The sequence below is a fragment of the Paenibacillus sp. IHB B 3084 genome (assembly GCF_001447315.1).
Lineage (GTDB): Bacteria > Bacillota > Bacilli > Paenibacillales > Paenibacillaceae > Paenibacillus.
Genome location: NZ_CP013203.1, coordinates 4373018 through 4386601, shown reverse-complemented (window position 1 = coordinate 4386601; position 13584 = coordinate 4373018). Strand labels below are relative to the sequence as shown.

Sequence of the window (13584 nt, the reverse complement as noted above, 5' to 3'; positions counted from 1 at the left end):
CCTATTCCCCCTTCCGTCCGCCGACGGTCATCTCGGACACACGAATTGTCGGCTGTCCGCAGTTGACCGGAAGACTTCCACTGACCGAGCCGCACATCCCCTGACCATGATCCAGATTGTTGCCGACCATATCAATATTTTGCAGGGTTTCAATCCCTTTGCCGATTAGCGTTGCCCCTTTAACCGGCTCCGCAATTTTGCCGTTGCGAATCATGTATGCCTCTTCAACCGCAAAATTGAACTCGCTCGTCGAGGTATTCACCGAACCACCGCCCAGCGATTTGGCATAGATCCCGTACTCCGTATTGGCAATGATTTCTTCACGGGTCGAATCCCCATTCGCAATAAACGTATTGTTCATACGGGATGCAGGTGCGAATTTATAGGACTGTCTTCGTCCTGACCCCGTCGCAGGTACACCCATCTGGCGCGAGCCCATGCGGTCGATCAGATATCCTTTTAAAATACCGTTCTCAATCAGTACGTTGCGCTGTGTCGGCGCTCCTTCATCATCGATATTGAGCGAGCCCCACGCGTTCTGAATCGTTCCATCATCTATAGCCGTGACGAGCGGTGAAGCCACCTGCTGCCCGATCTTATTGGCAAACACTGAGGTTCCATGAGCCACCGCCGTAGATTCCAACCCGTGTCCACATGCTTCGTGAAAAAGAACGCCGCCGAAGCCGTTCTCAATTACGACGGGCAGTCTGCCGCTAGGCGCATATCCCGCTTTGACCATCGTGGACGCAATCCGAGCGGCGTGTCTCGCATTTTCTTCGATATTCAGATTCTCCAGGAATTCAGTCCCTGCATACGCTCCCGGCCCACGGAACCCAGATTGTCTATGCTCTCCATCGGTCGCAATCGCGCTTATTCTCATACGTGTATACGTACGGGTATCCTCCACCAGTAGCCCGTTGCTATTGGCAATCAGCACGTTTTGGATTGAGTTACTGATCCCAATGGAAGTCTGCGTGATGGAAGGATCATATTGGCTTGCTGCCTCATGCGCCCGTCTCATCATGTCAATCTTGGCGCGTTTCTGTGAAGCGTCAGGAATGATCGCAATCGGATGTTGGTTAGGGATAGCATGGGGATGGAGTGTAATGGTGTGTGTACCTGGCACTCCACCTCCGCGAATGGCCTTGGCGGCCGATTTGGCCAGTCGGATCAGGCTCTGTTCGCTCATGTCGCTGGTGTAGGCATACACCGAAAAATGCTCCTTCATGATCCGAATACCAATCCCAAAATCCCGGCCTGACAGCGCCGTATCCATGACTCCCCCGGTCATGCCCAGTTGTCCATTCGTACGATCCTCGACGAACACCTCTGCAAAATCTCCGCCCGTCTCCAGCGCGGCTTGCAGCATATCTTGAATCTGTGTTGGTTGTATCATCACGTTCCTCCTTGTTTTTGCATTTTTGCATTATAGAAATAGTGCGGTTAAGCATCGTGGTCTGCGGGTTCATGTTCATTTCCCATAACTTTACTATACATGATGTTGGGACTGGGTGTAACTATCTGGTGGCGGTGCTTGGAGGGGAAATGGGAAAACCCGATTAGACCGTGAAGGGTCATGTCGGGTTTGGATTGGGGAGGCAGTACGTGCATGTAAGGTCGCTACGTGGACGGATCATTCTTCCGATCGCTGTTGCCCCCAGATTTTTTTGATTATATTTTTAACGGTAAAAATCCGGTTTCAAAGGCGAACGCTCCGCTTCTCCAGAACGATTCCGCCCCCTCCGCTGCTATGTTTGGGTTTGCTTCATTTTGTTTGCCAAAATACTTTTTTTCAAACGAACTTTAAACAGTTCTCTCCTCAAATCCAGTTCCATAATATGAAGATGATCGGCCGCTTCTTTGACCGTTTCCATGTGCAGTACGCTCGCTTTCTGCGAAATAATAGCCAGCGCATCCAAAATGAGCTTTGTGCAAGTATTAAGTCTCTCTATGTGTTCGTCTTCCTGCTGTACCAAGCTCTCATATTGTTCGGCTGTATTCTCACCTGGCTTCGTATGTTCCTCGCCCTTTTGCTGTTTGGGTTGAGTATCCAAGTTATCATCTCCTTTATAAAAAGTGTAGCAAAGGATGATGTCGGATGTGGTACGTGGATACGTAGCATATAAAAACAAAATCCCGATAATGTAGGTTTAAAAAATAAAAAAATCTGAAAGTGAACTCTGTATAGTGAGTTCACTTTCAGATTATTCTCTTAAGCTGTTAACTACTCTCTACTATTCCTTTAAAATGATTTCTCTCCATTAGCTTGCGGCGGTACTTCAGTACTCTTCTTAAGCCCGACTCAATCTCCTTTTTAGTGCAAGGTACAGTTATCGTAATTTCATTGTAAAATAGCACATTAGACGTATTCTCACCTTGTGTAATTACACTTGCAATTTGACTTTCCATTAACCAAATATCCGATTTAGTCTTGGAAGAACGGGTTGGAAACATAAATAGTTTCAAAATAGGACTTATGCAAATGGGGATTTTATTTCCATAGCCCGTCATTAATCTGGCCGCTTTTCGCACCCCGTCATATTCAGACCCGTAATGTAACATCGTATCTTTTAATAGGTTAATAGGTATTCTGGGATCTTGAAACGAGCGCATCTCCTCATATATCTGCGTGATCCAACATCCAGACGGGTCAAGCGTAGGTAATAACGCTAATGTGTTCGGTTTAATTAAATACGCCATCTTCTTTTTGATTCACCCACTCTTTCCTATGAACTTGTCGTTCAAGATGAAAGGAGTATACTAACATTATGTTGGTATACTCCAGCATCCCTCTTCCCTTATAGTTGCGCTCCACACGAATCTATAGGGGAGAGGTCAAACGAATTAATATGTATTCACCTCCCTTCGAGTGATTTTTGTTAACCATCTTTCTATTTTTAAGATGTCATCTTTGTTACCTGAGAGATAGTAGTAATTCTCTTTACCTCTACGTATTCCCTTAAATAGCTCCCATTGCTCCTGATCTGGAGAAAAATTGATCACATCGAGCTTAGACATCCTTTCTTGAACTGTCTTTAATTTGCTTTCAAAGTTCATGTGTTTGGTTCCTAAAATAGCATAGTATGCAAGGGCTTGCAGTAATGGAAAAGATGCCAACATTGTTTTATGATAATTTCCAATAGTATCAGGGGGGTGCAGCTTAAAAAGAAACTCAAACCATAAGTTTATCAACTCTATATTCTCTTCGTAATTTAGTTTATTTTTAATATTTCCTTTTGGCAGTTCACTTTTTAGCTCACTGGTTAAAAAAATCGCAATAAGTTTCCTTAATTGCGATAGATTAAGAAAACTTTTATTATTAGGTTTTATTAAGCTTTTGAGTTCTCTTTCTACCTTCGCCTTAACTAAATCTGTATTTTGTTCAAGAACATCATTAGATATTCGATTAATCTCGTTTCTCGAATCGTAAGCAATCAATTTTGACAGTGCTACCTTCTTACCTTTAGTATTAAAGTCTACATATGCTTGCATAATTTCTTCATGGTCTAATCCCTCGTAAATTTGTAATGCTACAGAACTCTCATTTACAAAAACTCTTAATGACTCACTTTGATCAAGTTCCTTCGGATCAAGTGATTTTTGCTTTTGATCAATTACAGTCGAGATTTGTGATAGAGCAAGTAATCTTCCATTTCCATCAATAATAGTTATTCGATCAGAAAGAGTATTATTTTCTTTCACTACTTCTGAATTTCTCGCAATAACCAATGGGGGTAAGTAAATTTCATTATTCAAAATATTGTCTACAATATAATTTCGAATTGTTCTAATTCTAGTTTGACTTACATCAAAAAAAATCACTTTATTCTCAGCAACATATCTCAATAAATCCTTAACTTTAAACAGTTCTATGGACTGTTTAAAATCAGTCCGGTAATTCATATGTTAAGTCCACCTCTTTTCTCTTCAATAATTTCAAGAAAAGAATTAGTAAATTTGTTGATGGCAGTAGTATTACTAAAATCAACAAGTCTTTTTTTGTTTTTATCATAGTATGCGTAAAAGATAGGGTCTGTATGTTTCCAAGTGCATTCACTCTTTAAAATACTCAGTAGGTTAATAGCTTCAATATATGAAATATTATTATTTCTTTTTAGCTGATTCACGGTATTCGCAAGTACAATTTGAATCGTAGTAATGCCTGATACATATATAGTACGGTCATTAGCTTTTTGGGGAAATATTTCAAGCCACTTACGAAAAAAAGAGATAGCTATAGGTCTAATTTCATTAATCTTAACCTCTTGGTAAGACTCTTCTCCTTCCTTTATATTTAGATCTCCTTCAAACATAGCTATTAAGCATCTTCTCATGCCAACCAAAGTAGTGAGTGCAGAATTTTGCTTTGATAGTCTTGAAAGTGTTTCTTCAATCTCAAATTCAGATTTCAAATCATGAGAAATCTCGCGTACAAGTTCTGAATATTGGTCGCGTTTATCATACTTAACTATCAGTCCACCATGCAGTTCTCTACGCTCAGTGTTAATGTCGCTAAAGAGCTGTCTCTCCTGCTGAGTATTAAGATTCAGATATATTTGCATAGAAATTGGATAGTTATTAAGCTTTTCTAATATTTTTTATTCCACTCTACTTCTTCATTATTGCTGGTCATTGTAGTATTAGAGACCATCATCTGAATTCTTTGAATAGCTAGATTTAGACCGCTAATGCGATGCTGGCCGTCAATTACAATTAATTTTGAGTCAGTGGGCATTTCCCAACCATTTGATACCTGTGTTAAAGCTCCTCGCGCCGAGAAACAAATGGTGAGAAATAAAACCAGTCTTTTTGAACTGCATTTAAAATAAAATCTCTAATCTGATTTCGTTTTCTAACATCAAGTTGCCTTTGTACATATTCGTCCACTTCAAAAATTGTATTCAAATATCTAAAAGGAAGCTGCGTTAATAATATCTTTTTTCCAAATTGAATATAATCTTCGCCTGGCAATCTCGTTGTTATATTATGCTCATACATTATCCTCACCTCATTTTCATTATAATCACTATATTTGGATTTGAATATAATTTCATTCATATAAATCCCATATTTAGTATATCTCCATTCACTATACTCATATTCGTTTTTTTCAGTAATATTAACGTTATTGAAACTCTGTTGCTTTCTATTTTAAATTTGCCTGCGTTTCTTTTCTGATATACTTCTTTCTTAATTAAAGCCCTCTTTTTTTCTACTGCTTGGGTAAAGTCAGCTAGAATTAAATCATAGACTTATCCATTTAATTGTTAAAACGCAACAAACCTCGAACATCGGAGGTTTAAGCCTGTTTCTCTGCTTTTATATACACCATAGAAGACGAGTTTTACACGTTAAGATAACCGTCAGTCTTTCCCCTTTGCAGCTTTTATAGATCTATTTATACCTTCAAGCAAGCCGCTCTACATTCGACTTTAAAACCTTAGTGTGCCATTTTCATATCGCTTTAGAGTTTCAGACAATTTCACCATAGTTGTTAATCGGCTGCGCCTAAACCTATCTACACCTCTCCACTTTTTGTTCTTTTTTAAGGTGAATGTATTGCATCCGCATTCAACCACATCTATGCCATGAGTGAGGAACACCATGCTGTAATTTTCGGAAGACGCATTCAAACATTTAGGTCTTTAACAGGTTATCAAGCCAAGTGTGAAAGGTCTTCCATGAATGTTTCTTGATCAGTTCTCCGCTGAATATTCACTTGGAGGGTTGTTGTTTAGAAGTGGGGAGCGTTTCCACTGTTCCTTTGTTACCTCAGTAATTTTCTTTTTCGAAAAAAATTCATGCAAAATATCATCTATGTATTATTGGAACGCATTATCAAGTAGAGTACAAACCACCAAAACAAATCTGCATGTTATAAAGCATAGCCGCAAACTTTTACGCCAGTCTACGGTTAGTCATTTTAAATGTTCCTTAAGGATACTAAGTAACGATAATTCCAAAGGATATCAACATTAAGAGTGTCGTGCGATGAACATAGATACATAGGCTTTTTTTTGGGACTGAGAACGGAACATGACCGCATCCAGTTCAGTCGCAAAACATCTAGCAAAAGCAAATCTTTTTTTTAAACGACGGATTGTCAAGCCAAGTGCGACAGTTCCTGTGTGAAAGATTCGTGAGCGGTTTTCCACCCCAGACATTTTCGGGGGCGATGGTTGATTAAATCAAGCGAACGCTCCAATGCCACATCGGATACTTGGGCAAAGTCCGTACCTTTGGGAAAGCACTCTCGAAGCAAGCCGTTCGCATTCTCATTCGACCCTCTTTGCCAGGAAGAGTATGGGTCAGCAAAGTAGATCTGCACGTCATGTGTGGTTTCCAGGTTTGCATAACAGGCGAATTCTTTCCTCGATCTGCAGTTGCGGTTTGAAACGCCCCAGCAGGGTACTGAGAAGCCGCTACGCCAAAGGCAATCTCCATCGACAATGCCGTGCGATCAGGCATTTGAACCGCGGTGTTCAGACGGGTTTTCCGTTCAATGAAGGTCGCCACGCAGCCTTTGCTTTTCCCACGACCAGACACCACCGTATCTAGCTCCCAGTGTCCAAAGGTGTCCCGGGAACGCACCTCCTTGGTGCGTTCGGAAATCGACTTACCCACGGCAAACTTCCCTCGTTTTTCAGCGGGCTGCTGCCGTTTTCCTTTGTGCCGTAGCACCTTCACGTCCGCTTGGGCCAGGCGGCCTGCATAGAGCCAGCGATAGATGGTTTTGCAGCACACGGTGGGCTGGCCTTCTGTTATAAAACGCTCCACGATCTGCTCAGGTGACCAAGTCGCATGCAACTTCTCTTCGAGCTCTACCGCTTGTTCCTCTGTCCATTTGCCTTGAGGTACAGAGGCTCTACGGCGCTGCTCGTAAGCATGTTGGGAGCGCTGTGCATTGTAGGACGCTAGCTCAGCATTCCGACGGATTTCTCGGCAAATGGTCGCATGATGTCGCCCCAGCTCCTCAGCGATGGCTCTTGAACTTTTCCCCTGCTGATGCAGGATTTCTAGCTTGCTTCGTTCGATTATGCTAAGATGTGTGTAGCTCATGGTGGATTCTCCTTGTGTGAATGTGGGTGTAGGAACTTTCATTCTACACGAATCCGGCCATGGGCCCTTTTTATTTATTTCCAGCAGGTGTCGCACTTCATATTACAATCCGTCAAACTATAAAATGGATCTACCAAGGAGAGTACCCCGTACTTCTCCGGCTGCTTATGTCTGCTTATACCGCTTTCCTTAGTACCACAATGACTCTTACAATCCATCTATGCCGATAGAGATGTTCTAGCTTGCTATGATCCCGATATACTAATATGTTATTGCCATAGATTGATTCTCCTGTTTGAATGTGTTGTGTTGACTTTATTACATGAACTAGGGCATGAATCATATCTTCATTTATTTAACGGTGTCATACTTCATATCATGTTAGAACAGTTATTTTAAAAAAAACAAATGCCAGTACTCTTCCTCCTCCATCCGATTATCTAAACATTGACTTTAATAAATAAATATGATATAATATTTTTTTAAAAAATACATGATTATTCCTCAGCATCAAAATCCCGCCCTGCACTGCCCTCCATATAACGGACTTTTCGATTTGTTCTCATTACCCGCCGTTCTTAATATCAAAAAATCCTCGTAATGCTTTTAAAATATTTTTTTTGACTCCAGTCTATTTAGGTAGTCCTGTGAGCATGTAATCTCGCTACTTTATAATATTTTTCTTGTACTTCTTTACCAAATTTAAATAAAAACTCATCACGTTATATGTATCAAACTCTTTTCGGATGTATATCATATGTATATACAATATACAAAGGATGGGGTATAATTGGAACATAAAACGAGAAGGGATATGATCCTCATGACGACAACTACGCTTAGCAAATGGGGAAATAGCATTGCGATCCGTATTCCGAATCAGTTACTTAAACATCTTGATTTGGAGGAAGGCTCTGAGGTTGAAATGATCGTAACATCTGAAAAGAAATTATCCTTCGGCCTCTCATAAAACCTCAAGAAACGAATGAAGAATTGCGTGACCACTTAGCTATGCTACTTTCAAAAATTAAAACAGATTCGCCACGTCACAACGAAGTTGATCTTGGTATCGAGGGAGACGAATTGATTTGATCATTCCTGCACGCGGAGATTTGGTTTGGCTAGATTTTGATCCACAAGCTGGACACGAACAAGCTGGACGACGACCCGCAATCACACTATCTGATAAACCTTTTAATGAGTTGACTGGTTTTGCCGTCATGTGCCCCATCACGAACCAATCTAAAAATTACGCATTTGAAGTTCCTTTACCGGACGGATTGCCCTTTAGCGGCGTTGCTCTCACTGATCAAATGAAAAGTCTGGATGTTAGAAAGCGTAGAATTAAAATTGTTGGTAATGTATCTCCCGACTCCGATTTTATGAAAAGTGTCCTTCGGAATACTCGATCCATATTAGCGTGAAAATCGTTCCTCTTTCATAAAACCCAAGCAAAAGTCTGCCTTTATTTAAATAAGCAATCTGAACTGGAAAACAGATGTAGAGAAGCGAAAACAAGCAGTCCATCCTCAACCGAGGATCGGCTGCTTATTTTTTATGAGCTTCACCATTTGTTTTACGTTTGCAATTCCCATACCATAGAATTCAACCGCCGAATAAGCCTGTTGTCCTGCTCCGCAGGTGCATGACAGCAGCCCATCCTTTTGCATGTGACGCAGGCCAGTCAAAGTCAGCACGATTTCGAAAGAATACTTTTGACGAATGACCACACTTTTAGGATTCAGTGCGGTGCTATGTTTCTGACCGTAGCGCTTAATGGAGGCCATTACGCCGCTGGGTGGTGTAGCTTTTCTGGCAGGCTGGCTATGCTTTTTGCTGATTGTAGTGAATGGGTAGCTACAGGACATCCCTCATTATAATAGCCGCTCTTTTTACGAAGTGTTTGCAAACCTCTGGGGTATACGCTCCGCGTACCTTTTGAATGAAAATAATATATTCCCGCACTCAACCCTCGTACAATTTCTTGAGTGTGGGACATTTTCAAATTGCTTTCCATCTCTTGGATATCAATGCTTTCGCGTTCCGATATGTTACTACCATCCACGTGTCGAGACGATGGAAAGGAATATACATCCTCTCCTTTCCAGAAATACACATAGTAAATACCCCAACGGTTGGGCCATTCTGTAAACTAACTCTCTCTTTTAACCGATAAATACATATGCTGGATTTAGGAAAGGAGACACCTATGGAAAACATCGTGACGTACGGTCATATCGAAATCATGCCTTATGAGTTCGTCCGCCTTCATGAGCTTAAAATCTTAAAAACAGTCAATGATCATGCCCGAATGATCTGTACAGGCATCATCTCGGAGAAAAAGCGCGAGCTGTATGTACGTGCTTCAGATGAAGAAACTCAGGTCAAAGCTTTTGTTACAGACAAAAATGGCAATCGAAAGCCCCTTTTTCGAGGCATTGCCTTGGATGTAGAGGAAAAAGTCGTTCACGGGGTCCATTACTTGACCGTCGAAGCCATATCTCATACCTACGAGTTAGATATTAAGCGGCATCAACGCTCTTTCCAGAACCCCAAGCTCACCTATACGGGTCTGATCGAAAGTATTGTATCGGACTACTCCAAAGCCGAAGCCATGGATGTTGCGTCCCATAAGAAGCCCATCGGCACCTTTATCATGCAATATGATGAAACCGATTGGCAATTTTTGAAACGGATGGCTTCCCACTTCTACTCTCCACTCATTCCTGCGGTGGGCTATGGGGTACCAAAGTTTTATTTTGGCCTGCCTATGGGCCTGAGCAAAGGAGAAATACAATCCACCAATTATAAAGTCACCAAACGGGTCGCGGATTTTCAAACCGCCTCAGAAAACCATATTCCTGGCGTGCGTGATGCTGATTTTATCCAATATGAGGTCGAGACGGAGAAACTGCTGGAGCCTGGCTATGAAGTGACCTTCCAAGGTCATAAGCTGATCGTAGCTGAAGTGCTAACGGAGATGAAAGACGGGGTGCTCACCCATACTGCCAAGCTGTCGCCACGAAGCGGCTTACGTCCTATTAAAAACTACAATCGCTCCATTATCGGTGCTTCCATTCATGGCAAGGTACTGAGCGTTCGTCGGGACAAAGTACGCGCCCAGCTCGATATGGACGATCAGCAAGACCCGAACACGGATTACTGGTTTCCCTACTCTACCATTTATGCATCTGCGGATAACACGGGCTGGTATTGTATGCCTGAGGACGGAGACAGCATCCGTATCTATTTCCCCAGTTATAAGGAAGAAGAAGGGTACGCGATCAGCTCGGTTAAAAGAGAACCGCAGCCCGTGGGAAAATCTTCCGCCGCTTCTGAACATGGGACTGCTTCTGCTTCGTCCGCTGGATCAAAGTCTTCTTCGGCACTGTCTGCGGTAGCTCCTGCGCCAGATCGAATGGCTGATCCTGCCATTAAGACGCTGCGAACCAAATACGGCAAAGAAATCATGCTCGCTCCAGATCAAATCGTTATTTCCGGCAATGGCATGTCCATTGTTATTAACGATTTAAACAGGCATTGATATTGTAAGCGGAAAAAATGTGAGTATTAGCGCAACTTCAGATATTGTTATGAGTTCCGGTAACATCCAGCTTTCCGCCGGAAAAATTGAGCTGTCTGGTAAAGGCAACACGATTACGCTGGATGACAAAACCACCTTCTCCGGCACGGAAATTAAGATGAACTAACGGAAGGTGAGAACTAGCAGATGGATAAACAAGCGGCGTTACACCATTTTAAAGAGCATCATTTTACACCTTTGCTAGACATTCAGTTGGACATGCTGGAAGCCAAGTTTCGTCGCTGCCAAGCTCAACTGATCTCCGACTTCAAAGAATCGTTTACAGATCTGTGTATACACATTTTGAGCATGCAGCAACAAGGTCAAAAAGAACCCATTGGATATATCCACTACTCGTTCTTGCGCACTCAGATGCTGGAGCAATCCTACCTGTATATGATCGAGGCTTACTCTGCTGAATGGTACGAAGATGATTCCGATTGCAAGTTAACCTATGACGCATCATGGGCCTATGCACCGATGAGTACCATGTTGGAAACCTTGGAGCAGGAACGAAAAATATATATGGGGACGATCACTTCAGTGGACGTTGAACGACTGATGTTAGAATCTGCTCCTTTTTTCCACCAGTTTGTGAACTCCCTCCTGCGCTTAGGGTTGGCAGAAGCCGTTCAAATGCCTGAGTATCTCGCTATTCATAAAGCTGGACGTTTAGCCATCCGTACGGGTGAGTACAAGGATATCAGCGAGAATCTATATGTCGAAGATCAGGAAGCGCTTGTTCCAGATGATGTGAGCGAACAATTGATGCAATCCAGTGAAGAAGAACCCTATGTTTACGAAAACCTAAAGCGGGTCTCTCTTCCCCACCTCCGCCTGATCCAAAAGGATTTGCGCTATAACGATTTTAGCCACAGTGACTTACGGGAAAGCCAGTTTCACACCTGCATATTGATCGGGAGCATCTGGCAACGAGCGAATCTGGAAGGAAGCCGCTTTCAGGGATGCCTACTGACCGACACGGATTTTAGATATAGCGATTTGAGAGGTGCTAACTTCAATAGTGCCAGCGGACAGCCGTATCGGGAACATGGAGTTCGGGTGCCGGGGCTATGTGGGCTTCATTTTGAACACGCCAACTTGGATGGGGCTGATTTTACAGATGTACATTCGTTTGAACATGCATATTTTGAGGGGGCTTCGATGCAAGGAACTCTTGTCCCACGAAAGTACCAACAGCATTGGAAACTAAGCGAAGCACAGCGTCAATCTATTGTGTGGACGGAATAAGGAGGAATGTGTATGCGCCATTATTATGTGCTGGTCGATGATCATCGTATTTCCCGAAACATTGAACCGAGGAATTTAGACCTTTTTAAAACGCCATTTGTTGGCATGCCTCCGGCTCAGGTTTTAGATGTTCATGCGACAGAAGATGCCGAGTACACGGACTGGCTACCGTTTTCAACCTCACAACCGCTATTTTCCGATCCTATGAAACGGATTCTAGAACTATACAATACACAAGCTCGTTTTAAGCAGGTGTATATCGTGAACCGGGAACCTAGCCGTCAGGAATTATATTGGATTTCATCTGTTCCCACTGTTGATGGCATTTCAGAGCAGACTGAATTTTATGCGCATGATCAAACCCTGAAACACCTTGTACTGGATAGCCAAGAGGTGAATGGACATCATTTTTTTCGACTGTCCAACGTGAGGGAACCTTATTTCATCGTTAGCTTGGAGGCTGCTGAAAGCTTGCTTCGTCGGAGTTTGAGTGGTTTTCGGCTACAAAAGCTAGAACTCTTATAAGGAGGTTCAACCTTGACGGAGCATTGGGATGAATTTTTTTTGAAGCTGCATTATCAACAAACGTTGAAAGAGCAGTTAAGCGGGGCGGAGAACGATGAAAGCTGGATGCTGGTATCTATTGAAGAAGCGATGGAGGGAATTTTGAAAGGCTCACTAACCCTTCCGGATGAACAGGAAATCCGGTTTCAAACCCTTCCTGTCTTCGAGGATCAACTCACCATTTCCCTGCCGGTCTCTCTTATTCCAAAAGTTCGTGCCGGGCAGACGATAGCCCCATCAAAAAGCTTCGTCGTTCAGGACAAGCTGGGCGGAATCCTGTTCGGTCTGCACCAAAGTGGGCAAGAACTGGACCCCACGCAAATAGAAATCTATCAACAACAGATGATTGAGCAAACGAGTCGCGCACAACCAAGTATGAAGCTCGTAGATGAAAAGGCTTTTTCTATTCAAGATACTATCATTGGCTGTTATGAAGCTATTTTTCTAGTTTCCCCCTCTCCCTATTATCAGATTGTCTTTGTGCGTTCCTGGCATGGCAAGGCTGTGATCGGGAGTTGCCAATTTAAACTGGAGGATGCTCCCCTCTGGGTTCCCTTAACCTATGCCATGCTGCACACCACAACATGGTCGGAGCTTTCTTGATTCTATACCTTTTAACCAAGGAGGTACTCATATGTTTTTACCTATACTTATTAAAGCTCTGGCCCAAGGTGCGCTCAGCGGTGAACATTCCTATGTGGTGAGAGGAGCCAAGTTACAGTGCAGTCAAGGTACAGACCCTGGTGTGCTCAATATGATGTACAGCCACGGTGTCTTCATTAAAGATAAACCTGTTCTGAACGTGGACGATGCCATTTGTGGAGCCAATATTAGCAAAATCAATGCTTTTGGTCTGTGTAAATTGAAGCATGGTCTTCCCTGTGAACCGGAGATTGCGTTTGGGTCCAAGTGGACAGGCGGGAAAGAAGACGTATTGATTGAGGGGGCACCCGCCCTACTCAACAATTCTACCTTAATGTGTAGCTGCCAAGGTGTACAAGAGGCGATATCCTCCTTTTTTGGTGGAGGCAGCACGGACAATTCCGCCACGGGATCGGGTGGTGGAGGCATCATCTCCATTACAGATGACGGACAAGATGGCTGATTTTATCAAGCAAGGAGAGTAA

13 protein-coding genes and 2 pseudogenes are annotated in these 13584 nt (G+C 42.9%); 7 read left to right on the top strand and 8 right to left on the bottom strand.

Annotated features, from left to right (window positions below; genetic code table 11):
• Nucleotide 1: 1 nt before the first annotated feature.
• From ASL14_RS20580 to ASL14_RS20550, 7 genes and pseudogenes are all read right to left on the bottom strand, one after another.
• Nucleotides 2-1396: a TldD/PmbA family protein gene (locus ASL14_RS20580; protein WP_134913260.1), complete on the bottom strand. Its 1395-nt coding sequence runs from the start codon at nucleotides 1394-1396 to the stop codon at nucleotides 2-4.
• A 352-nt stretch (nucleotides 1397-1748) separates the two neighbouring features.
• On the bottom strand, nucleotides 1749-2054 hold the full coding sequence (locus ASL14_RS20575; RefSeq protein ID WP_134913259.1) for a hypothetical protein: 306 nt from the start codon (nucleotides 2052-2054) through the stop codon (nucleotides 1749-1751).
• A gap of 166 nt (nucleotides 2055-2220) precedes the next feature.
• Nucleotides 2221-2700: a competence protein ComK gene (locus ASL14_RS29655; protein WP_134913258.1), complete on the bottom strand. Its 480-nt coding sequence runs from the start codon at nucleotides 2698-2700 to the stop codon at nucleotides 2221-2223.
• Nucleotides 2701-2844: 144 nt separating this feature from the next.
• Entirely contained in the window at nucleotides 2845-3903 is a 1059-nt protein-coding gene (locus tag ASL14_RS20565) for a DNA sulfur modification protein DndB (protein WP_134913257.1), read from the bottom strand.
• Complete coding sequence (locus ASL14_RS20560; RefSeq protein WP_223264376.1) at nucleotides 3900-4595, bottom strand: DNA sulfur modification protein DndB; 696 nt, start codon at nucleotides 4593-4595, stop codon at nucleotides 3900-3902. Before ASL14_RS20560 ends, ASL14_RS20565 begins: the two co-directional genes overlap by 4 nt.
• Before the next feature lie 163 nt (nucleotides 4596-4758).
• Entirely contained in the window at nucleotides 4759-5058 is a 300-nt protein-coding gene (locus tag ASL14_RS20555; RefSeq protein ID WP_134913255.1) for a hypothetical protein, read from the bottom strand.
• A gap of 1045 nt (nucleotides 5059-6103) precedes the next feature.
• Nucleotides 6104-7059, bottom strand: a pseudogene (locus ASL14_RS20550) (IS30 family transposase).
• A 790-nt stretch (nucleotides 7060-7849) separates the two neighbouring features.
• On the opposite strand from ASL14_RS20550, the gene ASL14_RS28325 reads away from it, so the two are divergent.
• Entirely contained in the window at nucleotides 7850-8029 is a 180-nt protein-coding gene (locus tag ASL14_RS28325) for an AbrB/MazE/SpoVT family DNA-binding domain-containing protein (RefSeq protein WP_223264070.1), read from the top strand.
• 118 nt (nucleotides 8030-8147) lie between these two features.
• Entirely contained in the window at nucleotides 8148-8483 is a 336-nt protein-coding gene (locus tag ASL14_RS20540) for a type II toxin-antitoxin system PemK/MazF family toxin (protein ID WP_134913254.1), read from the top strand.
• Between the two features lie 105 nt (nucleotides 8484-8588).
• Here the strand turns inward: ASL14_RS20540 and ASL14_RS20535 are convergent, their stop codons facing one another.
• The gene (locus ASL14_RS20535) at nucleotides 8589-8927 is read right to left on the bottom strand and encodes a hypothetical protein (protein WP_134913253.1); all 339 of its coding nucleotides are present in this window, start codon (nucleotides 8925-8927) and stop codon (nucleotides 8589-8591) included.
• 341 nt (nucleotides 8928-9268) lie between these two features.
• On the opposite strand from ASL14_RS20535, the pseudogene ASL14_RS20530 reads away from it, so the two are divergent.
• The 5 genes and pseudogenes from ASL14_RS20530 (at nucleotide 9269) to ASL14_RS20510 (ending at nucleotide 13562) form a co-directional block, all read left to right on the top strand.
• Nucleotides 9269-10769, top strand: a pseudogene (locus ASL14_RS20530) (hypothetical protein).
• Nucleotides 10770-10789: 20 nt separating this feature from the next.
• Nucleotides 10790-11893: a pentapeptide repeat-containing protein gene (locus ASL14_RS20525; protein WP_134913252.1), complete on the top strand. Its 1104-nt coding sequence runs from the start codon at nucleotides 10790-10792 to the stop codon at nucleotides 11891-11893.
• A gap of 12 nt (nucleotides 11894-11905) precedes the next feature.
• Nucleotides 11906-12418, top strand: coding sequence for an imm11 family protein (locus ASL14_RS20520; protein WP_134913251.1), 513 nt, complete (start codon nucleotides 11906-11908; stop codon nucleotides 12416-12418).
• A gap of 12 nt (nucleotides 12419-12430) precedes the next feature.
• Complete coding sequence (locus ASL14_RS20515) at nucleotides 12431-13060, top strand: hypothetical protein (RefSeq protein WP_134913250.1); 630 nt, start codon at nucleotides 12431-12433, stop codon at nucleotides 13058-13060.
• A gap of 31 nt (nucleotides 13061-13091) precedes the next feature.
• On the top strand, nucleotides 13092-13562 hold the full coding sequence (locus ASL14_RS20510; protein WP_189338188.1) for a DUF4280 domain-containing protein: 471 nt from the start codon (nucleotides 13092-13094) through the stop codon (nucleotides 13560-13562).
• The last annotated feature ends 22 nt before the right edge of the window (nucleotides 13563-13584 follow it).